This is a genomic window from Oceanisphaera profunda (assembly GCF_002157895.1).
GTDB classification, from domain to species: Bacteria; Pseudomonadota; Gammaproteobacteria; order Enterobacterales; family Aeromonadaceae; genus Oceanimonas; species Oceanimonas profunda.
Window position 1 is genome coordinate 3,387,772 of record NZ_CP021377.1, and the last position, 26,023, is coordinate 3,413,794.

Below are 26,023 nucleotides of genomic sequence, written 5' to 3' on the forward strand. Positions count from 1 at the left end.
GTGGCTTTTCAACTTACCTTCTCGATTTATCCGTGTTTTGGAGTCCTTATGATCAGCGTGTTCGATATGTTCAGCATTGGCATAGGCCCGTCTTCTTCCCATACGGTAGGGCCAATGCGCGCCGCTCATGCTTTCGTGAATGGTTTGAGTGAGCAGGGCACATTGAGCCAAGTGAGCCGAGTGGAAGTGGAGCTGTTTGGTTCTCTAGGCCAAACCGGCATCGGCCACGGCACCGGCAAGGCAGTGCTATTAGGTTTAGCGGGTTTTGAGCCAGACACCGTTGATATTGAGCTGATCCCGCACTTTTTAGAGCAGGTAGAAAGGGATGAGCAGTTGCTGCTTAATCAACAGCATAGCGTGCCTTTTCCTCGCCAAGGCGCCATTGTGTTTCATCGTCGTAAGACCTTGGCGCTGCACAGCAATGGCATGACCTGTCGTGCTTTTACCACTTCTACTCTGTCATCAGAACAGTCATCAGAAGTCGGGCAAACTGAACAATTGCTGGCCGAACAATCTTATTACTCCATTGGTGGCGGCTTTATCGTGAAGGCCGAAGACTTTGCCAACACTCAAGCCAGTGCGGCCGCTGAGTCCAGTGCTAAGCCGGTGCCGTACCCATTTCACAGTGGCGATGAATTACTGGCGTTGTGCCATGAGCATGATTTATCTGTCAGTGAACTGATGCTGGCCAATGAAAAAGTGAACCGCAGCGAAGCAGATATTATTCAAGGCTTGCGCCAGCTCTGGCAGGTGATGCAAGACTGCGTGACGCGAGGCTGTAACACCAAAGGCATCTTGCCCGGCGGCTTAAAGTTACGGCGCCGGGCGCCTGACTTATTGAGTAAATTAACCAGCGATAGTGTCTATAACAAAGACCCCTTGATCGTGATGGAATGGGTGGATTTATACGCCATGGCGGTGAATGAAGAAAACGCCGCCGGTGGTCGTGTGGTGACCGCCCCCACTAACGGTGCGGCGGGTATTATTCCGGCGGTGTTGCATTATTATCATCACTTTGTGCAGCCGGTGGATGATGCGGTATTGGTGAAGTATTTCTTAACTGCCGCCGCCATTGGCATCTTATATAAGGAAAATGCCTCCATCTCAGGTGCGGAAGTCGGCTGCCAAGGTGAAGTGGGCGTGGCCTGCTCTATGGCCGCAGCGGCGCTCACCGCGATTGTGGGCGGCACTGTGGATCAAGTCGAAAATGCCGCCGAAATCGGCATGGAGCATAATTTAGGCTTAACCTGCGATCCTGTGGGAGGCTTGGTACAAGTGCCCTGCATTGAGCGCAACGCCATGGGTTCGGTGAAAGCCATTAATGCCAGCAGACTGGCGCTACGGGGCGACGGCGAGCATAAGGTGTCATTGGATAAGGTAATTAAAACCATGCGCGAAACCGGCCGCGATATGAAGAGCAAATACAAAGAAACCGCCCGCGGCGGCTTGGCCGTGAATATTACGGAATGCTGATTGAGGGCCGCGCCGAGCACCAAGCGCCCGGCGCCCAGCTAAATCTTAATCCTCGTTTTTTGGAGCTGCTGCGACCACTGTAATATTCTGCAAAGCTGGGTTGTGTTATAGATTTACGCCTGAGGCGTAATGCGAGAGCAAGCGTTCGCCTACAAAAGCTACTACTTAGAGCTTAAAAGTAGATCCTGAATCTTCGTCATGCCGGACTTGCTCCGGTATCAGGAAGACGGCATAAAGACAGACACGGTCCCATGCTGTCTTACCGGGCTCGCCCCGGTATCTCGCACTGTGCACTTCGCCTGTGAGTCTAAAAGCGAGATCCTGACGTGCGTCAGGAAGACGGCCTAAATAAAAGCACCGCCCTGTGCTGTCTTACCGGGCTCGCCCCGGTATCTCGCACTGTGCACTTCGCCTGTGAATCTAAAAGCGAGATCCTGACGTGCGTCAGGATGACGGCTTAAGACCTAAAATACATAAAAAAACACCGAGCTTTTGGCTCGGTGTTTTTGTTTTACTGACAGCTCAAAGCTGACCGCTTCAAGCTCTGCGAAGCAGCGTTATTTAATCCGCATCCCTGGCTGGGCGCCGGCGTGGGGCTCTAAGATCCACAGGTCTTTACCACCCGGGCCGGCAGCCAATACCATGCCCTCGCTTAAGCCAAAGCTCATCTGGCGCGGTGCTAGGTTGGCCACCATCACCGTCAGCTTGCCTTCCAGATCTTCCGGTGCATACGCAGATTTAATGCCAGCAAACACTTGGCGAGTTTCGCCGCCTAAGTCCAGCTCTAAGCGCAGTAGCTTATTGGCCTTGGGCACAGACTCGGCTTTTTTGATTAAGGCGATACGCAGGTCAATCTTAGCAAAGTCATCAAAGCTGATAGTCGGGCTAATCGGATCATCAGTCAATTGGCTGCTTTCGGCTGCAGCAGGGGCGGCCAAGGATAGCTCCACTTCTAAGTCTTCTTTAGAGTCTTCCACCATGGCGGCAATCTTAGCCGGATCCATACGATTAAACAGCGCGCTAAACGGATTCACCTGATGGGACACTAAAGGTGAAACCACCGCGTCCCAGCTTAGGGTGGTGTTCAAGTAAGCTTCTGCGCGCTCGGTTAACTTTGGCATTACCGGCTTTAAGTAGGTCATTAATACGCGGAACAAGTTAATGCCCACCGAGCATACGTCTTGCAGCTCTTGGTCTTTACCTTCTTGCTTGGCCAGCACCCAGGGGGCTTTGTCGTCCACGTAACGGTTGGCTTTATCAGCCAGCGCCATGATTTCACGAATAGCACGACCAAATTCACGCTGCTCAAAGCTGTGACCAATACGCTCACCGGCCGCAGCAAATTCGGCGTATAGCTCAGGCTCGCTGCAAGTAGCAGCCAATTGACCATCAAAACGCTTGGCAATAAAGCCCGCATTGCGTGAGGCTAAGTTCACCAGCTTGTTCACCACATCGCTGTTTACGCGGGCCACAAAGTCAGTCAAATTTAAGTCCAAGTCATCGATGCGGCTCGATAATTTAGCGGCGTAGTAATAACGCAGGCACTCAGGATCTAAGTGCTTAAGGTAGGTGTCGGCCTTAATAAAGGTGCCTTTAGACTTCGACATTTTCGCGCCATCTACCGTCACATAACCATGGACGAAGATATTGGTCGGCTTTCTAAAACCACTGCCCTCAAGCATGGCGGGCCAAAACAGGCTGTGGAAATAAACAATGTCTTTACCGATAAAATGATACAGCTCAGTGGTGCTGTCTTTCTGCCAGTATTCATCAAAGTTTAGATCGTCGCGCTTATCGCAGTAATTCTTAAACGAGCCCATGTAGCCGATAGGTGCATCCAGCCACACGTAAAAATATTTGCCCGGCGCATCAGGAATTTCAAAGCCAAAGTAGGGCGCATCACGGGTGATGTCCCACTGCTGTAAACCGGTTTCAAACCACTCTTCCAGCTTGTTGGCCATTTCTTCTTGCAGTGCGCCTGAGCGCGTCCAGGCTTTCAGCATGGTGCTAAACTGGGGCAGGTCGAAGAAGAAGTGCTCGCTGTCTTTCATAATGGGCGTGGCACCGGACACCGCAGAGCGCGGATTAATCAGCTCGGTGGGGCTATAGGTGGCCGAACATACATCACAGTTATCGCCGTATTGGTCTTCGGCTTTACACTTAGGGCAGGTGCCTTTCACAAAGCGGTCTGGCAAAAACATGTTTTGCTCAGGATCGTACAGCTGAGAAATAGTGCGGTTCTCAATGTAACCGTTTTCTTTTAAGCGACCGTAAATCAGCTCGGCAAATTCACGGTTCTCAACGCTGTGGGTAGTGTGATAGTTATCAAAGCCAATATTAAAGCGTGCAAAGTCTGCTTCGTGCTCTTCTTTTACGGCGGCAATCATTGCTTCTGGCTCTATGCCTAATTGCTTGGCCTTGAGCATAATGGGCGTACCATGAGCGTCATCAGCACAGATAAAATGAACTGTATGGCCTCGCATTCGCTGATAACGAACCCAGATATCGGCCTGAATATGCTCCAACATATGGCCAAGGTGGATAGATCCATTGGCATAGGGTAGGGCACAGGTGACAAGTATCTTACGCGGTTCGGTAGCCATATTTTCCATTCTATTAAGTCAATTAAGGTGGGTCGGTCATGTTACCCGAGTTTTTTTTGCTTATACACACTTTGGCCATTTTTTCCGGCGCAAAGAGCCTAAAGGTGCATTATCCCATGACTCAGCTGAAGAAAAAGCCCTCTTTTGCTAGTTTCTAGCCTTCTTTTGTTATGTAACCTGCTTAGTTTGGCGTATTTAGTGGTTTGTGCGGGCGCGAGCGTTTCGCCGTTGCCGGCTTTTTGCTAGAGTGCCTAGCACTATCCTCAAGAGGCAAGAGTCCATGAATAATAACGATATTATGGCCTTACTGGCTAAGTTTATACCGCCACATTGGGGCAGAGATTTGGTCAGCACCGGCGCGGTACGCGATATCAGCCTGCAATCGCCGCGCTTAGTAATAAAGCTGGTGTTGCCGTTTGTAGATTATCAGCTTGAAACTGTGCTCACTCAGCTAGACGAAAATCTGTGCCGCGTAAGTGGCGCGGAACAGGTTGAGTGGCAAATAAGCGTGGATGTGGCCACCTTGGCGCGGGCCAATGACGCTCAAGGGGTGTCTGGGGTACGTAATATTATTGCCATTTCTTCCGGTAAGGGTGGCGTAGGCAAGTCCACCACCGCCGTTAATTTGGCGTTGGCGTTACAGCGCTTAGGCGCGCGGGTTGGGATCTTAGACGCAGACGTCTATGGCCCCTCTATTCCGATGATGTTGGGCGTGGCCGGTGCCAAGCCGAGCATGAGTGACGACAAAATGATGGGCCCAATACAGGCTCATGGAATAGTAGCGAACAGCATTGGCTTTTTGGTGAGCACGAAAGATGCCACAATTTGGCGCGGCCCCATGGCCAGTAAGGCGTTAACGCAAATTCTGCAAGAAACCCGTTGGGGTGAGTTAGACTACTTAGTCGTCGACTTGCCGCCCGGTACCGGCGACATTCAAATTACCATGTCACAAGGTGTGCCCACTACCGCGGCCGTGGTGGTGACCACCCCGCAAAACGTGGCGCTGGCAGATGCGGTGAAAGGCATCAGCATGTTCAACAAAGTGCATGTGCCTGTGCTGGGCGTGATTGAGAACATGAGCTACCACATCTGTGGCCAATGTGGTCATCAAGCTGAGTTATTTGGTGCCGGCGGCGGTTTGCGTGTGTCTCAACAACAGCAGGTTCCTTTATTGGGTCAGCTGCCGTTGGATGCCCGTATTGGGGTGGATATGGATAAAGGCCGTCCCACCATGATAGCGGAGCCAGACGGCGCGTTAGCCGAGGCGTATTTGACCATAGCGGCGCGTGTTGCCAGCGGCTTGTATTTTAGCGGCAAGTCAGTGCCTACCAGCCTGTACACCCGTGTTATTTAATTACATTTACGTTTAATCATTATTACCTTGCCCGCTAACACCATACATAACAGGAGTTAGCGGGCGGCTTGTGCCTAGCAAGTAGCCACCGCTGTGGCTGCGGCAAAGCTAGTCGCGAGCAAGGTGCTTTCTTACCCTGAGTTGAGGAATTTTCATGCGTCTTTGTGATCGCGATATTAAGCGTTATTTGGCCGACGGCATTATTAGTATTACCCCAGAGCCAGATCCAGAGCGGATCAGTGGCGTGAGCGTAGATGTGCTGTTAGGCAATGAGTTTCGGGTGTTTGAGGCTCACAGCGCGCCTTATATTGACTTGAGTGGCCCTAAGGATGAAGTGGCCAAAGCCATCGATAGCGTGATGAGTGACGAAATTTTTATTGCCGATGGCGATGCCTTTTTCCTGCATCCCGGCGAATTGGCGCTGGCGGTCACCCTTGAATCTATTACCTTGCCCGATAACATAGTGGGTTGGCTGGACGGGCGCTCATCATTAGCGCGCTTAGGGCTGATGGTGCATGCCACCGCTCATCGCATCGATCCGGGTTGGTCGGGGCGCATCGTGCTTGAATTTTATAACGGCGGTAAACTGCCCCTCGCCTTACGCCCGCACATGGTGATTGGCGCCATTAACTTTGAAACCATGTCGGGCTCTGCAGAGCGTCCTTATATGAGCCGTGCTAGCGCTAAATACAAGGCGCAGCAAGGGGCCGATGCGAGCCGGATTAACCAAGACTAATAACAACAACACGGGATAATACGCATGAAAAAGCTACTCTATGGATTGGGAGCCTTGTTGCTACTGATCCTGCTAGCGGGAATTATTTTAATTCAGGTGGTGGATACCGACCGCGTTAAGCGAGTATTGATCGAGCAAACTAAAGAAAAAACCGGCCGAACCTTAGTGATTAATGGTGATTTAAGCTGGCGCTTTTTCCCCTCGGTCGGCTTTACCGTGAACGACACCGCCTTATTAAATCCGCCAGGGTTTGAGGGTGGCAACACCTTATCCATTGGCGAACTCAGTTTAGATGTGGCCTTAAAGCCGCTGTTTAATAATCGTCTCGAAGTGGGTGAAGCTGTGCTCAAGAATGCCCGGCTGCATTTAATTACCCGCAAAGATGGCGTGACTAACTTAGATGATTTGCGCCAGCTCGCAGCAAGCAAGGCAGCTGATGGCACTGGCACCAATGGCAACACAGGCACTCAGGCTGGCAACGAAACAGCCACCGACTCTGACACTCAAGCCGAAAATACAGCCAGTAATACCGAAAATGAAAACAGCAAAGAGCCCATGAGCTTTAGCTTGGCAGGCGTCAGCGTACAAGATGCGGAAGTGGTGATGCAAAATCAGGCTACCGATAAATTAACGCGCCTGAGTAAGGTTAACTTTAAGCTGGATGACTTTGCACCGGATCAAACCGTACCTTTAAGTTTGTCTGGCAATTTGTTTAGCGACGATCTACAGGGCAGCATTAAGGCGAACGGCAAATTTTGGTTAGCGCCTGAGTTTAATCGTTTTCTATTAAGTGACCTTGTCCTCGATGTGGGCGCCACTGGCCGTGCTATTCCGGGTAATAAACAGCTGCAGTTACAAGGCCAGTTAGCCTATGACTTAGACCAAAAGCTGGCTGAGTTTACCGAGCTTAACTTGGAGCTAGGCGAGCTCAAGGTGTCGGGTGCCTTGGCGGTACGCCACCAAAACCTGCCTGAGTTAACCTTTAAGCTGCACACCGACGTGTTAAATGTGGACGCCTTGCAAGAAGAATGGCGTAGCGGCACTAAGCCTACTAAAGGCAAAACCAAGCCAACTAACGCTGAGAACACAGATAAAGACACCACCAATGCACCGAACCGTAGCGCCTCAGTGCCGGCGACCTTATCTAACTCCAAGCCGACTACCAGCGAAGCCAGCGGTTCTTTCTTGCAAGGCATCAATCTTAATGGCGACTTGTCGGCAGATAAGGTGCTGATGCAAGGCATAGAGCTGGAGCAACTGGATGTTCATATTCAGTCCAAACGAGGCAAGCTTGAGCTTAAACCCATCCAAGCTCAGCTTTATGAAGGCCAAATAGACGCGGAGGCTAAGCTTGATTTTACCGATCAGCCCACGCGCTTTAGTGTGCATCAAACCTTAATCGACGTGAACGCAGATACCTTGCTGAGCGCCGCGACCAGCATCGATTACATCGAAGGTCGTGCCGATGTCACGCTTGATGCCAAAGGCGCGGGCTTTAGCAGCGATGAGCTGCGCAAAAATCTCACCGGCACCGCCAACATTAGCGTGGCCGACGGCGCCGTAGAGGGCGTTAACATCGCGGCCCTTATTCGCCGTGCCCACGCCCAAATAAAAGGCTTACCGGTACCGGCGAAAGAAGACGTTGAAAAAACTGACTTTAGTGCGCTTACTGCCGACTTTGTCATTGGTAAAGGTATGGTCAGCACTGACAACCTGCACTTAGCCTCGCCTTTACTACGTATCAACGGCGAGGGTAAAACCAACCTTGGCGACGAGTCATTAAACGTACTGTTAAATACTGCGATCGTGGGCAGTATTAAAGGCCAAGACGGCGAAGAGTTAGATGAGCTTAAAAACATCATTCTGCCCATTCGCATTAGTGGCACCTATAAAGATCCCCAATACCGCTTAGATTTACAGCAAGTGTTTGATGTGTATTTAAGTGACAAGGCTGACAAAGAAGTTGAACGCCTTAAGCGTAAACTCGACGAAAAGCTGGGCGACAAGCTCGGTGATAAGTTACCGGGATTATTGGATAAGCTGGGGCTGTGATTTGTACGCGAGGCGTAAATCGTGAGAGTGAGCGCCGCTTCTTATCTCGTCCGTTAAGCTTGGTGTAAAGGTATTGCAGAATGAGTAACGAGTTGACTAATAAAGATAACCCAAGGGTGTTGGTGGTGTGTTTAGGCAATATTTGTCGCTCACCTACCGCAGAGGCGGTGTTACGCCAGCGCGCTGCCAGTGCGGGCGTGGCGCTAACCGTTGATTCTGCCGGTACTTATGGCGGACATGCAGGTGCCACACCCGATGCGCGCTCGCGGGCGGCAGGGGAGCGCCGAGGATATGACTTTAGCGGTATTCATTCACGCCAAGTTAAAGCCAGTGATTTTGTGGATTTCGATATCATCTTGGCGGCGGATCGCAGTAATTTAGCGGATCTTAAAGCGCTGTGCCCCGCAGAGCATCAACATAAAATTATGCTGCTGCTAAGTTTTAATGGCGATGGCGAACAAGACACTAAGCAAGACGCCCAGCAAGAAGTGCCGGACCCGTATTACGGCGGCGAGCAAGGCTTTGAGCAGGTGCTGGATCTTATTGAATCAGCCTGCGATGGCTTGTTAGCGCAATACGCTAAGTGATATTAAGGATAAAGATCTATCAGCAACGGAATCCACGGAACAATAGAGATCAGATCGAAAAGAGCCAAATTATTGAGGGGTAAGGTCTTAACCCTCTATAGGTCAATCACTTATTGCCCTTGAACTTGTCCGTGGGTTCCGCGTTCTTCCGTTGCAAAAAATATCTTAAAGCTCTTTGTTATGAAAAGCGCGGATGAAACGAGAGCTACACACCTGTTGAGTCGTACTGCTTATACCAAACACACTAAATAATCGTTCTATTTAAGATCGACATAAAAGCCCCATAGCATAGCTAACTAAAGCAGGCTTCTACAAAAAGCGTGTGTTGTAGTCCACCCACTTGTTCGGTGGTCCTGCGAAGCAGGATGGTTTTAATAACAAAACCCAAACCGTGCCGATACTCTTTACCTACCAACAAGGTGGGCACACTACAAAAAACAATCACATTAAATCCAGCTGTCAGGTTGACCAAATAATTAATGCGATTGGTATTAAACCACCAGTCTCAGACTTAACTAAGAGACTCGCTCAAAAAATCCAGTAACATCCGCACCTTGGGCGACAGATGGCGGTTGTGGGGATACAGTGCCCAAATACCGTCGTCCGGCTCTTGATAAAGCTCTAATAAGGGGATCAGTTGCCCTGCATCCAGCGCTGGCTGCACATAGTAATCTGGCAACTGCACTATGCCGATGCCTTTTAGCGCGGCATCCAACAAGGCCCAGCCGCTGTCGCAGCGGATATTGCCTTTTACCCGTATATTGCGCGCCTTGCCTTGCTCCTGAAAACGCCAGTAATCCAAATTACCCTGCAAGCAATTATGTTGCTCCAGCTCCGATAACGAGTGGGGCACACCATAGGTCGACAAATAATCTGGCGAAGCACACACATACTGAGTACGAGAAGACAGCCGCTTGGCCATCATGCTGGAGTCTTCCAGTTTGCCTAGGCGCACCGCTAAGTCGTAGCCCTCCGCCACCAAATCTAGCTTCTGGTTAGTCAGGTTCATCTGCACCTCTAACTCGGGATAACGCAGCACAAAATCGTTGACCAAGGGCGCTATGGTTTTTTCACCGAAGGTGATGGGGGCCGTTAGTTTTAATTTGCCTTTGGGTGCCAGCTGTAAATTAGTGATGGTGCGCTCAGCTTCTTCTAGCCCGTCGAGCACTTGCCGGCAGTGCTGATAATAGATTTGCCCAGCTTCCGTCACCGACACCTTGCGAGTGGTACGGTAAAACAACTTGGTCGACAATCGTCCTTCCAGCGCGCTTACCTGACGACTCACCTGTGCGGTAGAAATCCCCAATCTTTTGGCCGCTTGGGTAAAGCTTTCTACCTCGGCTACTGCCACAAACTCACTCACTCCTTCCCAGATAAACATGTCTACGTCCTTACGTTGGCACCGAATACAGCAATCAATACAGTATATTGTTTCTTTAGAGTAAAGGTGGCCTTAAATGGTCGGCTATTATCAATTTTAAACGGGTAAACATAACGGCAGATAAGATAAACCTTATGCGCTATTGGGGCATGCCTTACCGCTTGGATAGCTTTAGCGTGGATTTTATCCCAACCAAAATAATGCCAATCAGCCTCTCTCTATCCGCCTCTTCTGCCAGTCTACGTTAAGCGGCCTAGTCAATAAGGCATAGCTTACTGATAATAGTTACCACACAGTAACTATCTTTTGTAAATTGGTGTGATTATCTTATAGCTGTAACGATATATAATTCACTCATCAACACGGCGGGCCAACACTTTTAACTACACTTAATGTTGACAGCTTTATAGGTCGCCACTGTGTTCTTGCCCACTTTTGATCGGGCTAAGTGATAGCCCTTGTCGGCAATGACTCACCATTTTCTTACCGGTCAACGCTCAGCACTTTGCAACATTCGCAATCATCATACATCTAGGCTCAGCAAGCCTAATGAGCTTGATGACGGGTGCCCAATTATCGTCTCTGGAGACAATTATGACTCAGATTATCAAATCTAAAGCCGCCATCGCTTGGGGCCCAAATCAGCCATTAACCATCGAAGAAGTGGATGTGATGCCACCTCAAGCCGGTGAAGTGCGCGTGCGCATTGTCGCCAGTGGCGTGTGCCATACCGATGCTTTTACCTTGTCCGGTGACGATCCGGAAGGCATCTTCCCGGTGATCCTCGGCCACGAAGGTGGCGGTATCGTCGAATCTATCGGCGAAGGCGTAACCAGCGTGCAAGTGGGCGACCATGTTATCCCGCTCTACACCCCTGAGTGTGGCGAGTGTAAATTCTGCAAATCCGGCAAAACCAACCTGTGCCAGAAAATTCGCGAAACTCAGGGCAGGGGCCTGATGCCGGACGGCACCAGCCGCTTCTTTAAAGATGGCCAGCCCATTTTCCACTACATGGGCTGCTCGACTTTTTCCGAATACACGGTGCTGCCAGAAATTTCGCTGGCCAAGGTCAATAAAGAAGCGCCGCTAGAAGAAGTCTGTTTACTCGGTTGTGGCGTGACCACCGGCATGGGTGCGGTGATGAATACCGCCAAGGTAGAAGAGGGCGCCACCGTGGCCATCTTCGGCATGGGCGGCATTGGTCTGTCGGCCATTATTGGTGCCACCATGGCGAAAGCCAGCCGCATCATTGCCATTGATATCAACGAGAGCAAGTTCGAGCTGGCCCGCAAGTTAGGCGCGACCGACTGCATTAACCCGCAAGATTATGACAAGCCAATTCAAGACGTGATCGTCGAGCTGACCGATGGCGGTGTAGATTACTCCTTTGAGTGTATCGGCAACGTTAACGTAATGCGCTCTGCGCTTGAATGCTGCCATAAAGGCTGGGGCGAGTCGGTAATCATCGGCGTAGCCGGTGCCGGCCAAGAAATTTCCACCCGTCCGTTCCAATTGGTCACCGGTCGAGTTTGGAAGGGATCGGCTTTTGGTGGCGTAAAAGGTCGCTCTGAGCTGCCGGGCTATGTTGACCGTTACATGAAGGGTGAGTTTAAGCTCAACCACTTCATTACTCACACCATGGGTCTGGAAAAGATCAACGAAGCCTTCGATCTCATGCATGCCGGTAAAAGTATTCGTACCGTTATCCACTTCGACAAATAACAGCAACAAAAGCGTATTTTAAAACGAGCTTAGAGGCCGTATTAGATAAATAGACGGTCTCTGCTCTACGAATAAAGGCATAACATGAGTACTTAATACTCATTGTTGCACAGAGCTGTTTTCTTAAATGTCATTGTTACTCACGAACAAAAGTAAATTGATGTTTCAGCTCTTATTATTGCTGATAAAAAATATAAACTGTCCTCAGCGAATAAGGTGAAAATAAGAGTAACGGCTCTATATATAAAATAATAAAAGTAATTTTCTATTATTCGGTAATTTTTTAGCAGCATTCACATGTGTAATAAACCACCATAAGGTAATTAAAATGACTCAGTCAGTTAACGAAAACAACATCACCAAACTTGCTCAAGAGCCTGGTATTCAACTGTTTAAGGCTGGCACCTTCAAGCTAAATGAACTGGCCGGTTTACTTGAAGTTAATAACTTGAAAAGCCAGATGGCAGAATTAACCGTTACTGATAATTCAGATGGCCTGACGGTGGGTTTCTTTGCCATGCAGCCCGGCGTTGAGTTTGAATTTGTTTATGAATTTGTAGAATATAAGGTCATTACCAAAGGCAAGATTGTGATGCGCGACTTACAAGGCAATAAATATGTAGCCGAAGTCGGTGACGTTGTTCTGTTCACCCCTAATGTTACCGTTATTTTTGACGGCGAAAGCGATGGTGAGGCTGTTTATACCGCTCACCGCACCGCAGCAGACATGTTTGCACCTAAATAAATCATCCATACATTATAGAGAGTAATACAATGAGCATATTTACCCACGTAACCGTAGGCACCAACGATCTTAACCAGGCTCGCGCCTTCTATGACACCGTATTAGGCACTTTGGGCCTTAAGCGCATCGCCGATCTGGATGAAAACGGTTCAATCTGGGGCGTAGATGCACCTTCTTTCTTTGTGCTGAAGCCTGCCAACGGCCAGCCTGCAACTGTCGGTAACGGCGTAACGGTTAGCTTCGAAGCGCCTGACCGTGCATCAATCGACGCTTTCCATGCGGCGGCTTTAGCGGCCGGTTGCCCTGATGAAGGCGCACCCGCTACTCGCGATTGGGCACCTAATGCCTATGCTGCTTACACCCGCGATTTAGACGGCAACAAACTTGCCGTCTATTGCTTCAAGCCTGCATAACCGTTTGCTTAAAACCTGCATAGCGTCCTGCTTCAAGCTTGCATAATTGCCAGCTGTTAGGCCTTCGCTTTGCAGCATAATAAATGCGGCCAGAAAGCCTAACCGGCTTTCTGGCCGTTGCGTTATGTACATCCCGCAGCTCTATACGTTATTACATTCTAGCCAAAGCTTTTCACTACCAGACCTCCACCAAAGCCCCTTGTGACGCTCAGTAAATAGCATCTTCCCCATTATTGTTACTCATTGGTAAAGGTTATTTAATATATCTGGTCATTATCATTAGCACGAAATCGAATATAATATCGCCATTGCCCCCGTGGCACTTGTATTTTTGGAGATTCCAATGAGTATTGAAAACCTGAGCTGCAATAAGAGCTTTGGTGGCTGGCACAAACAATATAGCCATTATTCAGACACCCTTAATTGCACCATGCGCTTTGCCATTTATCTGCCGCCGCAGGTATCAATCGGTGATAAGGTGCCCGCCTTATATTGGCTGTCTGGCCTCACCTGCACCGATGAAAATTTCATGCAAAAAGCCGGTGCCCAGCGCATTGCTGCCGAGCTGGGCATGGCCATTATTGTGCCAGACACCAGCCCCCGCGGCGCTGAAGTCGCGGATGACGACAGCTACGATCTGGGCAAGGGGGCGGGCTTCTACGTTAACGCCACCGAGGCACCTTGGAATCGGCATTATCGCATGTACGACTATGTGCTGAACGAACTGCCGGCACTGGTCGAGTCCATGTTTCCGCTCAACGATCAGCGTTCCATCTCCGGTCACTCCATGGGTGGCCACGGTGCCTTGGTATTGGCTATGCGCAACCCTGAACGTTATCGTTCGGTGTCAGCCTTCAGCCCCATCAGCAACCCAGTTAATTGCCCCTGGGGCAAGAAGGCGTTTAATGCTTACTTGGGCAAAGACACCGCCGCGTGGGCCGATTATGACGCCAGCTTGCTGATGCGCCAAGCCAGCCAGTTTGTGCCTGTACTAGTGGATCAAGGTGAGGCCGATGATTTTCTCACCGAGCAGCTTAAGCCAGAAACACTGGAAGCCGCCGCCAGCCACAGCGGTTACCCGCTAGCGCTAAATCGGCGGGAAGGCTATGATCATAGCTATTACTTTATCGCCAGTTTTATCGAGCAGCACCTGCGCTTTCATGCCGAGCACCTCACTCGCTAATGCATAACTGTTAGTGCATATTTGCCAGTGCCTAGGCTCCGAAGAACTCCTCTTCGGGGCTATTAGCCTGCGGTCCTGCAGCACCACCAACTACACTTGAAATACTTCCTGTATTGACCACGCTAGTTAACTCAACACTCACCAATTTCATCATTTGGAGGCTGACATGATCGTTCGGCAAAAATCGCATGGGCTTAAGCTGTTTTTTACCCTGCGCGGCTCTGTCATCCCGCAGATTTATCCCCAAATTTTGCTGATCACTCTGCTCAGTGTCTTAATAGCCGGCATTCAGCATTGGTTTCCCGGTTTTTTCTCCTCTTACGACACGGCTCCCTTCACCTTGCTGGGCGTTGCCTTGTCTCTGTTTCTCGGTTTTAGAAACAACGCCAGCTACGCACGCTGGTGGGAGGCGCGAGAACAATGGGGGCAGTTGACCATCGATGCCCGTAGTCTGGCCCGCCAAGTGATCTCTTTTATGGATGAGGAAACCGAGACCGGGCGGCACACCCAGCGGCGGATGATCCACCTGACCATCGCCTTTACCCACGCCTTGCGCCATCGGCTGCGTGACACCTCGCCTTGGCAAGACGTCGACCGTTTTGTAGAGCCAGAGCATCACGCCAGCCTGCGTCAGGCGCAAAACCTGCCCGAGTACCTGCTGCGGCTGATGGGTAAGAAGGTTGGTTACAGTCGGCGCCAGCGATTATTATCGGAATTTTTGGTGCAGAGCATGGACGAACGGCTCACCTCTATGGCGGGAGTATTGGCCGCCTGCGAGCGCATTCAGAATACGCCGCTGCCGTTTGCCTACACGCTATTGGTGCATCGCACTACCTATCTATATTGCTTTATGCTGCCCTTTGGCTTGGTCTCATCACTGGGCTGGGCCACTCCCTTAGTCTGTGCCGTAATCGCCTATACCTTCTTCGGCCTAGATGCCCTCAGTGAAGAGCTGGAACAACCTTTTGGCCTAGCCGCCAACGATCTGCCACTGAGCGCGCTGTCGCGCACCATCGAAATCAACCTGCTGGAAGCACTAGAAGAAACCGAGCTTCCGCCCGCCATTATTCCCAAAGACGACTGTTTGTCCTAGGCACACTCCCACCTAACCGTCGATCACGGCCCACATTGTTACTGACAGTCAAAAGTCATTTGCACTATGGGGTCATTATCTCTTGCCGCAGAATAAATATAATGCCGTGTCTGCTATTACTCGTGCGGCAGCACGCGCGCATGGCTGAATTAACCAGGCTGGGTTAGCTACACAGGATTAGCAACACTGGGTTTGCAGCACAAGCTTGGCAAAAAAGAGTAAGGCCGATTGGCCTGATTAATTGACTTGATACAGAGGTTTTTATGACGCCATCCCTTACTCCGCACCTGGCACAACTGGCCGATGCCGACTTGATCCGGCCGCTGGCCCATATTCGTCGTGGCATAGAAAAAGAAGCCTTGCGGGTCACGCCCAAAGGCCGGCTGTCCCAAGAGCCGCACCTGCACACACTGGGCTCGGCGCTCACGCACCCGCACATCACCACCGACTATTCAGAGTCGTTGTTGGAGTTTATTACGCCGCCCAGTGAACAGATTGGCGACACCCTCGGTTTTATGGAGCAGTTGCATCGTTATGCCGTCAGCCAGCTGGGGGATGAACATTTGTGGCCCGCCAGCATGCCCTGCGCCTTGCAGGGGAATAACAGCGTGCCCATTGCCGAATACGGTAGCTCTCGTTCGGGACAAATGAAGCACACCTACCGTCGCGGCCTAGATGTACGCTATGGCCGCATCATGCAAAGCATTGCCGGCATTCACTTCAACTTCTCTTTGCCCGACAGCTTCTGGCAGGGCTACCGAGAGTTGCTCGGCAGCCAAGATTCGCTGGCTGATTTTCGCTCGGCTCAGTATTTTGCATTAATCCGCAACTTTCAACGCTATGGCTGGCTGCTGCTTTATCTGTTTGGCGCCTCACCCGCGCTCAGCCGCTCCTTTATGGATGGCCGCCCGCACCAGCTGGCAAGCCTTGGCACCGACACCCTCTATCTGCCCTTTGCCACCTCGTTACGCATGAGCGGGTTAGGCTACCAAAGCGATGCCCAGGCGGGCTTGAACATCAGCACCAACAGCTTGGCGGAATACGGCCGCGATCTCACTCGCGCCCTGAACACCCCCCACGCGCCCTATACCCGCATCGGAGTCGAGGTTAACGGCGAAACCCGACAGCTAAACGACAATATTCTGCAGATAGAAAATGAGTATTACAGCGATATTCGCCCCAAGCGGGTAACCCATGCCGGCGAAACGCCGCTGCAGGCCATGGCTAACCGTGGCGTGGAATACATAGAAGTGCGCAACTTAGATATCAACCCTCTGCTGGCGCTGGGCATAGATGACACCCAAATACGTTTTCTGGATACCTTTTTACTGTTTTGCCTATTTCAAGACAGCCCAGAAATTGGCGAGCAGGAGCAACAGCGCCTGGCCCGCAACCAAACCCGCGTGACCGAGCAGGGCCGTCGGCCCGATCTGCTGCTCGAAACCGCCAGCGGCGAACTTAGCCGTGCAGCTTGGGGCGAGCAACTGTTTGCCGAGCTGGACGCCATCGCCCAGCTGTTGGACAAGGCCGGTAGTGGCTATGGTGCTGCGCTGCAGCACTATAAACCGCTGCTGCAACAGCCCGAACTCACGCCCTCGGCCCGCATTCTGCAGCAACTGACCGCCACCGAGCAAAATTACACGGATTGGGTGCAAAACCGAGCCACCGAGCTGACGCAGCATTGGCAACAAACCCCGCTTGAGCAAGAGCAAAGCCGCTATTTCACACAACTGGCCAGTTCATCATTGGCGGCACAATACGCATTGGAAGAGCAAGAAGCAGGCAGATCGTTAATGGCGATGTGAACGTGGCAGAAGCGGGATAAACACTGCGAACACCTGAGCAAAGTGCTATTTCAGAAGGCGCATGGCACATCAGTCCTGTGAGTAATGGCTGCCCGTCCTATGCTTTAGTCATAGACGAACCGCCAGAGAGCCCATGGCGAATGCGAGCTTCATTGGATAGCGTGTGACTAAAAAGTACAGGTGACGATTATGATGACGATAGAGTTATTCACGGCACTCTTGGGTTGGTCGTTGGTTATCAACATTATCGTGCTGTTGTTTTCCACCCTTATGGTAGTGCTAATGCGCGAGACTATCTCTAGTATTCATGCGCGGTTATTTTCGTTGAATAAACAGGATCTTGGCCGAGCTTATTTTCAGTATCTTGCCCAATATAAGATAGCGATTCTGGTATTGAATCTTGCCCCTTATATTGCGTTGAAAATCATCACTTAATCGGCAGCACAAACAAGGTTAGTACCTGGCTCATTCACGCGTTATTCTAACGGCTCCACCATTTATAAGAAGCGCTTATGTCATTACCAGCCTGCCCAAAATGCCATTCAGAGTATGTTTACCAAGATCAACAGCAGCTAATTTGCCCTGAGTGCGCCCATGAATGGGATCCGTCACACGCTGCAGCTGAAGAGGAGGCGCTCACCGCAAAAGATGCCAACGGCAGTTTGCTGGAAGAAGGCGATAAGATAACGCTGGCCAAAGATCTTAAGGTTAAAGGCAGCTCTTTGGTGCTAAAAATTGGCACCAAAGCGCTGATCAGACGCATAGTGGAAGGCAAAGACCACGAGTTAGACTGCAAGGTGGACGGCGCCGGTGAAATGATGGTGACGGCCAAATTTGTGAAAAAATCCTAAGGCGGTTATCTGTTTAGCACGGAAGGGTAATAGCAGCGGCTCTGGTGTTTATCTCTCGCCGTCATCCTGATGACCATCAGGATCTCGCTTGTAGTCTTTAAAGACTCAAGACTCAAGACTCAAGACTCAAGATTAGAGATTATTTGCCACGCCTCTTTGTTTACGACAAGAGCAGAAAGCACGGAAAAATTAGGATCAGATCTGACAGGGCTTTTATTGGTACCTGATTACGTATGAACCTCAGCCACAATGCTTACAAAGACGCACCGTAGAGGCCGCTTTAGCTGGCCGGTGGCGCGTAGCGCCACCAAAATCATCAAACCGCACGGCGTTTGCAAAAAAACTCCGAAAGCCACACCACGGTTAACAATGAAGTGGTTCGTAGTTTTTTTTGTTGCACAAAACCGGCCTCTACACATCGCTTGGCGGTGCATCACCAACAATAGCCACTTCCATATTTCATTTTGCCACGCATCTTGCTTATAATGCGAAGCTTCAATTGAGCCAAGTGCGTATCGCCGGTGCTGTCTCATACAAGGAAGATGAGGCAGTAGTCGCCTGTAAGGCTCGGCGGTAGCCTGCTGTCGGCTCGCTAAAAACCACCGTCGACAGGACTTCGCACACCGAATCCTCCCTTGCGTATAAAGAAGCTATCTATTTGAGATTGGTATAAAGAGGAAACAGAGTCACCTCCCGCGACACGCCATAAACCCATCCATGGGGGCTCGGGAAATGCCATCCCTGGCATTGTCACGGTCATGGGAGGAGACATCTGTTACCCCTCCTTAAGCACCGAGTTACCTGTTAGTTATTAGTTGATCGCTTAAAGCTGATGGCTTACAACTCCCCGAAGGGGTTAGTATTTGTTCTATAAAGATTACAAGTCACTGAAAAATATGGAATAGTTGATTTTCTGAAAAATGAATAAGCGAACAGCCACTTTGCGTGAAAAGCGACATTTAACGCTTATTTACAAAAGTGAGCATTTTGTAATGCTTTAAGTTGCTGATAAGTTAGGAAATATTAAGTGTGATGTTTATACTTCGCGAAATAAATGCGTTTGGCATAGATGTCATTTATCGTTGAATTAGCTGTTAGCTACTCTGGATAAATATGCAAGATTTCAATAAATTCAAAAAGTCGTTATTGACAATTGATCACTATATTTACGCCTTATGTGAGATAGATGGGGAGAAGAGAACCCCATTCTATATTGGGAAAGGTATAAATGATCGATGTTTGCAGCATTTAAAGGAAAAAAAGACTCACCTAAAAAGGATGTCATTGAAAGATTGCTAGAAAAAAATACTCTTGGTATCGACATTCTTAGACATGGAAAAAAACTGACAAAACAGCTAAATTGATTGAAGCAACATGTATTGATTTACTTGGAATTGGCGAGCTATCTAATAAAGTTCGTGGCAGTGGATCAGAAATGGGAAGAGCAACGATTGAAGAAATTCACAATTTAAAATCTGGTGAGATAGTTGAAATACAAGAAGAACATCAAGGGCTCGCTTTTTTATTAAATTCTACATATAAGTCAGGTATGTCAGAGATAGAATTGTTTGAGTCAACAAGAGGTGTGTGGAGGAATATACCAAGAGATGATTCTATTAAGTATGCATACGCAACTTATGGTGGCTTAATCAAAGAGGTATACCAAATTCACTCTTGGGTTAAGGCTGGAACACAGCAATATTTTACTCGTTGTTTTGATAACAGAAATATTGATCAGCGTTGGGAGTTTGTTGGAAAAAAAGCACCAACAGATGTGAGAGAAAAATATATCGGAAAAGTTATAAAAAAAGATCGGAGCTTTGGTAATCCATTTATTAAGGTTGGCAACGGTTAAACGTAGCTAACAAGTCATTTCAGTAGGACAAATAACAGTTGGCTTTGCTCCTGCGTCGCTATTTTAGCCAACAATTATTTGCCTCTGAATGAGGCGTTAGCTACTCATACTTCAGTTATGCAACATTAGTACTTTAAGGAGCGCCAATGGCTGTACATTATTCAGGTAACAATGTGAAAAGGCATGCAACATCAGGACAACAGATAAATTCTCCCGTTTCCCCTCAAGAACGTGCATTTTCTTTTTATGAACAGGTTATTTGTTCAGAGGCTTCGGATGATATTAAAAAAGAAGCTTTAAAATCATATTCTGCATTAGTTTTAAAAGTAACTGATAGCGACATCGAAATATATAAAAGCAATAACAACCGTGACCTTGAACACCAGAAGGAATCTAACAAGAATAATGTTGAGAGACAGAAAGAAGCTAACAAGTATTATTTAGAAGGTAAAAAAGAAGATAATAGCTATATGTTTAAGTATAATGAGTTTTTAAGTAATCAGAAGATAACAAAGAATTCTAAGTGACGCCTACGACGCACTTGAATGCAGCGTTAGACATTATGCTAGTTTATTTTAAACAGTAAAGTTTTTATATGTCAACAGTAACTTATTTATTTTTCAACATAATCTGAATAGTAGGTTTCTTTACATTATACATTGTTAAATTTTTATTTATTGTTCTAAGTTTTAATAGATAGAACTGCATGCGAATAAGTGGTAGCGTGAATTTAGAAGTTTTCTAACTAATAATACGTTATTTTTATAATTAATAAGGACATAAAGTTGAAGCTTGAAGGTTTTTTATTAAAAAACAGAATATCTCAGGAAAACTGGGATAAGGCAGATATTAGTTTTGACGAGTTATTAAAGATTGAAGCTGATTATCGCAATCAGGTAGCTCATTTAAACGAGTCCGCAGAGTTCCTAGCTAAGGTTCTACAAAAATGCAAGCAAGTTCACTCCGTCCGGTGGCGAGTCAAAGATCCGGAACATGTGTTAGAAAAAATAGTTAGAAAAAAAGCATTAGGTAGTATTAAATATAAAGATGTATCTGTTGACAATTATGCAAACCTGATAACAGACCTAGTTGGTGTTAGAGTACTTCATCTATTCAAGCATGAATGGTTAGATATACATGACTATATTAATAAGAGCTGGATTCCCGTAGAGGAAGTTATTGCTTACATTAGAGAAGGCGACGAAGGTGTAGTAGTTGAAAGTTATAACGAAAACGAATGCAAGGTTCAGATTCATCCAGCAGGGTATAGATCAATTCATTATATAATTTCAATGCAACCTACTTTAATAAAAATTTTATCAGAAATACAAGTTAGAACTATTTTTGAAGAGGGTTGGAGTGAGATAGATCATAAGATTCGATATCCAAACTTCACAGATAACAAACTGGTTTCTTATTTTTTGACTATATTTAATCGAATGTCTGGTAGTGCTGACGAAATGGGTACATTCGTCAATGATCTGGCTTCCGATATCAAATGGAAAGAGCTACAGCTTGACTTAAAACAAAAAGAACAAGAAACACACCTTCAAAAGATTGAAGCTCTTGCACAAGAGCTCACTAAAGAACGCTCTGCTAGTAAATCAAAAGACTCAAACTTGGAAAAGCTAAAGGCTGAAATAATAAATCTTAGAAAAAATTCAATAAAAGTCTCAGATGTTGGCTTGTCTGAATCAACGTTAAAAGATATGGCACGATTGACATCTCTATCAAGAGATGCGCTTAAGTACTCTGATATATCAAGTCTTAATAAATCACAAATGGACGCAATTCGATTGTCCGATATAAATAAATTTTCCTCTACTTATGACGAAATATTAAAAGGTGCTAAGAATTTAAAAAATATAAGCAAGTTAAATGATATTTATAACGACGACATTCTAAAAAATTTAAAGCTCATAAAAAATAAGAATGGTGACGACAAATAATAAAATATAAAAGTATGGATATTTTCTGCAGAGAAGTGTTGTATATCTGTGATTTCAAGTGGGTTATTGGGATAGTCTAACAAGGCGCTGCAGTTGGACAGATTTTCCGCTGCGCTCCACACCTGCCGCAGAGCGCGGCGTTATACCTAAAGCCTAATGTTTTTATAGCTCGATGTAAGTTCGTTCAAGTGTATTTTGGAGATTAAATTTGGTTAATGCATATATCGAAAGCTTAACTGTAAAAAATGTTAGGCAATTTAAACATCTAAAAGTTGATTTTAATAAAGGATTTAACTTTATCGCTGGACCAAATGGTTGTGGTAAAACGTCAGTATTGGCGAGTATCTCACACTGCCTTGATCATAATAATTTGTCTTATTCAAAAACATCTAAAGAGTCCGAGTTTTGGATTGATCTTGTTAAAGATGATGATAAATATAGAGTAGGAATGGGGGCAGATTCTGTTAGAAATAGCGGTTATCGCAGCAGCTCTCTACATCAGTGGAATCTACCTTCATCCGAAGAAGGTAGGACATCTATATCACCTCATCAAATTAAAGATAGCTTGTCACATTTCTGCCCTTTATTTATTGGTGCTAATCGCAGCATTAAATACAAAGAAATACAAGGAATGAAAAAGGAAAGTAAAATAGACCAGAGCTTTAATGAGTATATCAGGAACAATACGAAATCGTTGTATGGGGAATGGCAATCAGATATAAAACAATGGTTTGTAAATCGTTATTTTATGATTGATAAAGACTGGGCTACTGAAGAAAAAGTTAACTGGGAACACATGCTCGAAAGTCTATCTGTAATTGCCCCATTTGACAGTAATTTTTCATATGTTGAAACAGGAAAAGATCTAGAACCAATTTTTTCAATTTACGGTAATAAGTGTTACCTAGAAGAGCTTTCTTCAGGGTTTCAGGCTGTACTATCAATTATAGCTAATATATTCGAATGGATAGAAGGTAGCCGTGAAGATGGTAATAGAATTGCCAAAGAGGCGGTTGGTACAGTTTTGATTGATGAGCTTGATTTACATTTACATCCTGAATGGCAATTTACTTTGAGGGATGGGCTAGAGACTATATTTCCAAAATTACAATTCATAGTAACAACACACTCCCCACATTTGTTAGCATCTGCAAAGTCTAATGAGGTGATTGTAATGCCTTCCAATATTGGAAGCTGTGACTTTAATGAATTGCATCCGACTAAAAGCGTTTTTTCAGGTTGGAGTACTGATCAAATATTATTAGATGTTATGGGGGTAGTAAGTCTGGAAAATAAAATATATGAATCTCTAATTACTGAGGCTTTTGAAAGTATCGAACATGGCTCAATAGCTACATTACGTAAAATTATTGAGCAGTTGAAAGCAATATGTCATCCAAATGACACCATAGTAATGGTTTTGAATACTAGACTTGCGTCAATGGTCGCTTTGCATAATGGTTAAACTAGAAAGGGCGAATGAACCTGAGATTTTAATTGATAACAAAGCGAAATGGACTTCTGATTTGCTGACGGCAGTTAGAGACAATGGAGGGTATAAAAAAATACCAGCAAAAGACAAAGAAAAGCTTATAACATATTATAGACATCAAGCTATCAAGGATAGCCTATTCCCAAGTTCAGAAAATAAATGTGCGTTTTGTGAATGTAAACCTTCAGAAGGCGGAAATATAGAAGTTGAACATTTTGAACCCAAGTCTATTTATCCTGATAAAACATTTGAGTGGACTAATTTTCTACCATGTTGTCGTCGTTGTAATGGAGATAAATCAGACCACGATACAGTAGTTGAACCTATACTTAATCCTTATGATGAAAACCCATCTAATGTGTTTTTTTATGAAGATATTCAGATGAAGGTTCAGGATTGTGATTTAAAAAGCAAAGGGTTAAAAACAATAGAAGTCTGCGGGTTGAATTCGTTACGTTTATGGAAGCCAAGAGCAGCACTATTAATTAATCTGAGAATATTTAGTTCCTCAATAGAGGATGCTATTAAAATATATAGTGAAGCCGAAACGGACAGGAAAAAGAACATTAGAATAAAGAATATAAGAGAGGCGGTCGATACCATTGAAATGTTGATTGAACCAAGTGAGAAGTACTCACATTTTTGTAGTGTTTTTTTACATACATGCGCCTCATATCAAAAAGCAAAAAAAGTTATTTCTGAGCATGGATAATGTTATTGTAAGTCAAATAGGTATAACAAGGCGTTTAAACGGAACTTAAAATATCAGCTTAACACAGCTTAACACAGCTTATAACAGGCCACTCATGTTAGCTGTTTGCTTGAAACTCATAACAAGACCAATCACAAACGCCAGCAAGCTGGCTGGACTCGCTGACGCTCGCCTGTGTTGGCGGCGTTATGAGGAAATAATCTGTTAGGCGCGGAGTAAATTTATAGATTGTTATCGAGTTGTCTAAGCTAAAGCAGCGAAGAATAAGGGTAAAACCCTTAGTAATCCCCTCATTTTAATAGCAGATCGCGTCATGTTAGCTGCACAATCTAAATATGCACTAACCCCAAAAATCAGCTGAGACCGCATTGTGCCTAGGGATAGGAAATTTTCTAAGTTACGCAGTACCACAGTAGAGTTTCGTCGTTTCTTGCCACTACTGCTCTCAAACTCAGGTGTGGCGCGGTTTATATGAGGGGATTGGTAAGGGTAAAACCAGCATCATTAAAGTTAAGATCAAAAGGGATGATTATGAAAGGAATAATAAAAACCTATTTACCTGAAAAGAGATATGGGTTTATCAAGGGTGATGATGGCAAGGATTATTTTTTTCATGCAAGCGAATTCCGTGACAAGGAGCATGCTGAGCAATTATGTGAGGAGGGCTTCGTCCATTTTGACCAGCAGGCAACGCCTAAAGGATATAAAGCAAAAAATTGCTCGCTTCTTAACCCTTCTGATATATTAACTTACATCAAACCCGATGAATTTATGACAACTAGATCGAGGCATGTCTCTGGTTGGGAAGTTCTTGAGCAGAGTAGTTGGATTGTTCATGGTTCCTCAAGAGACTCCCCTGATGCAGCGAAAAAAGAAACCATGGATGGTGCTGTACGCATAGGTGCTAATGCACTTATAAATTTTGAATATTATAAGACTACTGGTTCTGAGCCCGGAACTGGTAATGGTACTTATAATTATACTATTCATAATTTCCGTGGCCGTGCAGTAACAATAGCTAAACGCAATTCTAAAGGAAAGCATCTAGAGAGTGACTTTCTAGGTTTAAATGAAAAAGGGGAACAGTTAAAAGCTAGATTGATTGAAGATACGAAGAAGAGTAAAAACAAAAGAAATGTTATTTGGCTTATAGTTTCCTTGCTTACTTTTATATCGTTGTCAACTGTATTTTTTAATAGTGTTTTTTATATTATTTTCTTTGTTTTTATAGGTTTTGTCTTTGGTCGTTCAACTGATTATGACTCTTGGTTAGAGAGGGCGTGAACTATTTTAATAGTTTATAATTTTCGTTTAGATAATACACATTAAAAACCAGCTTAACAGGACACCCATGTTAGTTGTTTGCTTGAAGCTCATAACAAGGCCAATCACAAACGCCAGCAAGCTGGCTGGATTCGCTACGTTCGCCTGTGTTGGCGGCGTTAAGTGCAATCAGCAATAGTGACATCAAAAAGTAGGGAAGTATGAGTATTAATATAAAGTGGGATGGCGATTGTAATTTTAGTGTGTTAACTGAAAGCGGCTTTACGTTTAATGTTGACGCTACAAGTAAGAAAGCTCCTTGTCCAACTGAAGTTCTATTGTCGGCTTTAGGTTCATGCAGTGCGACGGATGTCGTCTTGTTACTGCAAGAGCAAAATTTTGAAGTTAAGGGTTTAGAAAATACGGTTACTTTCGCCCTAACGGAATCAGAACCTCATTTATATAAATCGGCAAACTTGCACTTTACAGTACATGGCTGTGGTTTTCAGGAGTCTGATATTTTGCGAGCAGTTCAAGAAGCTGTGGAAAAGCATTGTCATGTTTGTCTTATGTTGAGTCCTACGATCGATATCACTTATTCAGCGGAAGTTGGCAATAATTGCACTTAATAAATTATTTAAGAATGATTCCCAACGCTTGGCATTTTCAATTCAAGGTCCTATTCCGTGTTTACGGCGCAATATTCTAGGTTTGATGGTAGCGTTGCTCACACCTTAACGCGGCGTTATGTGTC

The 26,023-nt window shown here is 46.4% G+C and carries 23 protein-coding genes; 21 read left to right on the forward strand and 2 right to left on the reverse strand.

Features of this window, described 5'->3' with window-relative positions; genetic code table 11:
• Positions 1-48 precede the first annotated feature (48 nt).
• On the forward strand, positions 49-1,473 hold the full coding sequence (locus CBP31_RS14995; RefSeq protein ID WP_087038454.1) for an L-serine ammonia-lyase: 1,425 nt from the start codon (positions 49-51) through the stop codon (positions 1,471-1,473).
• 557 nt (positions 1,474-2,030) lie between these two features.
• Here CBP31_RS14995 and metG read toward each other — a convergent pair.
• Positions 2,031-4,076, reverse strand: coding sequence for a methionine--tRNA ligase (gene metG, locus CBP31_RS15000; RefSeq protein ID WP_087038455.1), 2,046 nt, complete (start codon positions 4,074-4,076; stop codon positions 2,031-2,033).
• A gap of 280 nt (positions 4,077-4,356) precedes the next feature.
• Between metG and apbC the strand changes: the two genes are divergently transcribed.
• The 4 genes from apbC to CBP31_RS15020 all read left to right on the forward strand — a co-directional run bounded on the left by apbC (position 4,357) and on the right by CBP31_RS15020 (position 8,805).
• Complete coding sequence (gene apbC, locus CBP31_RS15005; protein ID WP_087038456.1) at positions 4,357-5,430, forward strand: iron-sulfur cluster carrier protein ApbC; 1,074 nt, start codon at positions 4,357-4,359, stop codon at positions 5,428-5,430.
• Positions 5,431-5,584: 154 nt separating this feature from the next.
• Positions 5,585-6,166 carry a dCTP deaminase gene (dcd, locus tag CBP31_RS15010; RefSeq protein ID WP_087038457.1) on the forward strand — a complete coding sequence of 194 codons (582 nt, stop codon included), beginning with the start codon at positions 5,585-5,587 and terminating at the stop codon, positions 6,164-6,166.
• A 24-nt stretch (positions 6,167-6,190) separates the two neighbouring features.
• Positions 6,191-8,218, forward strand: a complete 2,028-nt coding sequence (locus tag CBP31_RS15015; protein WP_087038458.1) for an AsmA family protein — start codon at positions 6,191-6,193, stop codon at positions 8,216-8,218.
• Positions 8,219-8,298: 80 nt separating this feature from the next.
• A complete protein-coding gene (locus tag CBP31_RS15020) occupies positions 8,299-8,805 on the forward strand; it encodes a low molecular weight protein-tyrosine-phosphatase (protein ID WP_087038459.1) in 507 nt (168 codons plus the stop codon).
• Between the two features lie 511 nt (positions 8,806-9,316).
• Here CBP31_RS15020 and CBP31_RS15025 read toward each other — a convergent pair.
• Positions 9,317-10,186 (reverse strand): LysR substrate-binding domain-containing protein, encoded by an 870-nt coding sequence (locus CBP31_RS15025; protein ID WP_087038460.1) that lies wholly within the window; start codon positions 10,184-10,186, stop codon positions 9,317-9,319.
• Between the two features lie 594 nt (positions 10,187-10,780).
• Between CBP31_RS15025 and CBP31_RS15030 the strand changes: the two genes are divergently transcribed.
• The 16 genes from CBP31_RS15030 (at position 10,781) to CBP31_RS15100 (ending at position 25,898) form a co-directional block, all read left to right on the forward strand.
• A complete protein-coding gene (locus CBP31_RS15030) occupies positions 10,781-11,908 on the forward strand; it encodes an S-(hydroxymethyl)glutathione dehydrogenase/class III alcohol dehydrogenase (protein ID WP_087038461.1) in 1,128 nt (375 codons plus the stop codon).
• A gap of 328 nt (positions 11,909-12,236) precedes the next feature.
• Entirely contained in the window at positions 12,237-12,653 is a 417-nt protein-coding gene (locus tag CBP31_RS15035; RefSeq protein ID WP_087038462.1) for a cupin domain-containing protein, read from the forward strand.
• 29 nt (positions 12,654-12,682) lie between these two features.
• Positions 12,683-13,066, forward strand: coding sequence for a VOC family protein (locus CBP31_RS15040; protein ID WP_087038463.1), 384 nt, complete (start codon positions 12,683-12,685; stop codon positions 13,064-13,066).
• A gap of 343 nt (positions 13,067-13,409) precedes the next feature.
• Complete coding sequence (fghA, locus tag CBP31_RS15045; protein ID WP_087038464.1) at positions 13,410-14,249, forward strand: S-formylglutathione hydrolase; 840 nt, start codon at positions 13,410-13,412, stop codon at positions 14,247-14,249.
• Positions 14,250-14,415: 166 nt separating this feature from the next.
• Positions 14,416-15,342: a bestrophin family protein gene (locus CBP31_RS15050; protein WP_087038465.1), complete on the forward strand. Its 927-nt coding sequence runs from the start codon at positions 14,416-14,418 to the stop codon at positions 15,340-15,342.
• A 263-nt stretch (positions 15,343-15,605) separates the two neighbouring features.
• Positions 15,606-17,147: a glutamate--cysteine ligase gene (gene gshA / locus CBP31_RS15055; protein WP_087038466.1), complete on the forward strand. Its 1,542-nt coding sequence runs from the start codon at positions 15,606-15,608 to the stop codon at positions 17,145-17,147.
• Between the two features lie 189 nt (positions 17,148-17,336).
• Entirely contained in the window at positions 17,337-17,582 is a 246-nt protein-coding gene (locus tag CBP31_RS15060; RefSeq protein WP_087038467.1) for a DUF6868 family protein, read from the forward strand.
• Between the two features lie 77 nt (positions 17,583-17,659).
• Positions 17,660-17,998: a zinc ribbon domain-containing protein YjdM gene (locus CBP31_RS15065; protein ID WP_087038468.1), complete on the forward strand. Its 339-nt coding sequence runs from the start codon at positions 17,660-17,662 to the stop codon at positions 17,996-17,998.
• Between the two features lie 1,235 nt (positions 17,999-19,233).
• On the forward strand, positions 19,234-19,362 hold the full coding sequence (locus CBP31_RS15880; protein WP_265414961.1) for a hypothetical protein: 129 nt from the start codon (positions 19,234-19,236) through the stop codon (positions 19,360-19,362).
• Positions 19,359-19,853: a hypothetical protein gene (locus tag CBP31_RS15070; protein ID WP_227875061.1), complete on the forward strand. Its 495-nt coding sequence runs from the start codon at positions 19,359-19,361 to the stop codon at positions 19,851-19,853. The genes CBP31_RS15880 and CBP31_RS15070 overlap by 4 nt, the downstream gene beginning before the upstream one ends.
• 146 nt (positions 19,854-19,999) lie before the next feature.
• Entirely contained in the window at positions 20,000-20,380 is a 381-nt protein-coding gene (locus CBP31_RS15075; protein WP_087038469.1) for a hypothetical protein, read from the forward strand.
• 258 nt (positions 20,381-20,638) lie between these two features.
• Positions 20,639-21,802 (forward strand): RelA/SpoT domain-containing protein, encoded by a 1,164-nt coding sequence (locus CBP31_RS15080; RefSeq protein WP_227875062.1) that lies wholly within the window; start codon positions 20,639-20,641, stop codon positions 21,800-21,802.
• Positions 21,803-22,010: 208 nt separating this feature from the next.
• Positions 22,011-23,267, forward strand: a complete 1,257-nt coding sequence (locus CBP31_RS15085; protein ID WP_087038471.1) for an AAA family ATPase — start codon at positions 22,011-22,013, stop codon at positions 23,265-23,267.
• Positions 23,260-24,006: an HNH endonuclease family protein gene (locus CBP31_RS15090; RefSeq protein ID WP_087038472.1), complete on the forward strand. Its 747-nt coding sequence runs from the start codon at positions 23,260-23,262 to the stop codon at positions 24,004-24,006. The genes CBP31_RS15085 and CBP31_RS15090 overlap by 8 nt, the downstream gene beginning before the upstream one ends.
• Before the next feature lie 531 nt (positions 24,007-24,537).
• Positions 24,538-25,290 (forward strand): cold-shock protein, encoded by a 753-nt coding sequence (locus CBP31_RS15095; protein WP_161492540.1) that lies wholly within the window; start codon positions 24,538-24,540, stop codon positions 25,288-25,290.
• A 200-nt stretch (positions 25,291-25,490) separates the two neighbouring features.
• The gene (locus CBP31_RS15100; protein ID WP_087038474.1) at positions 25,491-25,898 is read left to right on the forward strand and encodes an OsmC family protein; all 408 of its coding nucleotides are present in this window, start codon (positions 25,491-25,493) and stop codon (positions 25,896-25,898) included.
• Positions 25,899-26,023 lie beyond the last annotated feature (125 nt).

Excerpts from the sequence above, each read along its gene's own strand:
- CBP31_RS15060 (WP_087038467.1), top strand. The coding sequence starts at position 17,337 with ATGATGACGATAGAGTTATTCACGGCACTCTTGGGTTGGTCGTTGGTT.
- CBP31_RS15100 (WP_087038474.1), top strand. The coding sequence starts at position 25,491 with ATGAGTATTAATATAAAGTGGGATGGCGATTGTAATTTTAGTGTGTTA.
- fghA (WP_087038464.1), top strand. The coding sequence starts at position 13,410 with ATGAGTATTGAAAACCTGAGCTGCAATAAGAGCTTTGGTGGCTGGCAC.
- apbC (WP_087038456.1), top strand. The coding sequence starts at position 4,357 with ATGAATAATAACGATATTATGGCCTTACTGGCTAAGTTTATACCGCCA.
- CBP31_RS15030 (WP_087038461.1), top strand. The coding sequence starts at position 10,781 with ATGACTCAGATTATCAAATCTAAAGCCGCCATCGCTTGGGGCCCAAAT.
- CBP31_RS14995 (WP_087038454.1), top strand. The coding sequence starts at position 49 with ATGATCAGCGTGTTCGATATGTTCAGCATTGGCATAGGCCCGTCTTCT.
- gshA (WP_087038466.1), top strand. The coding sequence starts at position 15,606 with ATGACGCCATCCCTTACTCCGCACCTGGCACAACTGGCCGATGCCGAC.
- dcd (WP_087038457.1), top strand. The coding sequence starts at position 5,585 with ATGCGTCTTTGTGATCGCGATATTAAGCGTTATTTGGCCGACGGCATT.
- CBP31_RS15075 (WP_087038469.1), top strand. The coding sequence starts at position 20,000 with ATGGCTGTACATTATTCAGGTAACAATGTGAAAAGGCATGCAACATCA.
- CBP31_RS15035 (WP_087038462.1), top strand. The coding sequence starts at position 12,237 with ATGACTCAGTCAGTTAACGAAAACAACATCACCAAACTTGCTCAAGAG.
- CBP31_RS15020 (WP_087038459.1), top strand. The coding sequence starts at position 8,299 with ATGAGTAACGAGTTGACTAATAAAGATAACCCAAGGGTGTTGGTGGTG.
- CBP31_RS15880 (WP_265414961.1), top strand. The coding sequence starts at position 19,234 with ATGTTTGCAGCATTTAAAGGAAAAAAAGACTCACCTAAAAAGGATGTC.
- CBP31_RS15050 (WP_087038465.1), top strand. The coding sequence starts at position 14,416 with ATGATCGTTCGGCAAAAATCGCATGGGCTTAAGCTGTTTTTTACCCTG.
- CBP31_RS15015 (WP_087038458.1), top strand. The coding sequence starts at position 6,191 with ATGAAAAAGCTACTCTATGGATTGGGAGCCTTGTTGCTACTGATCCTG.
- CBP31_RS15025 (WP_087038460.1), bottom strand. The coding sequence starts at position 10,186 with ATGTTTATCTGGGAAGGAGTGAGTGAGTTTGTGGCAGTAGCCGAGGTA.
- metG (WP_087038455.1), bottom strand. The coding sequence starts at position 4,076 with ATGGCTACCGAACCGCGTAAGATACTTGTCACCTGTGCCCTACCCTAT.
- CBP31_RS15095 (WP_161492540.1), top strand. The coding sequence starts at position 24,538 with ATGAAAGGAATAATAAAAACCTATTTACCTGAAAAGAGATATGGGTTT.
- CBP31_RS15040 (WP_087038463.1), top strand. The coding sequence starts at position 12,683 with ATGAGCATATTTACCCACGTAACCGTAGGCACCAACGATCTTAACCAG.
- CBP31_RS15065 (WP_087038468.1), top strand. The coding sequence starts at position 17,660 with ATGTCATTACCAGCCTGCCCAAAATGCCATTCAGAGTATGTTTACCAA.
- CBP31_RS15090 (WP_087038472.1), top strand. The coding sequence starts at position 23,260 with ATGGTTAAACTAGAAAGGGCGAATGAACCTGAGATTTTAATTGATAAC.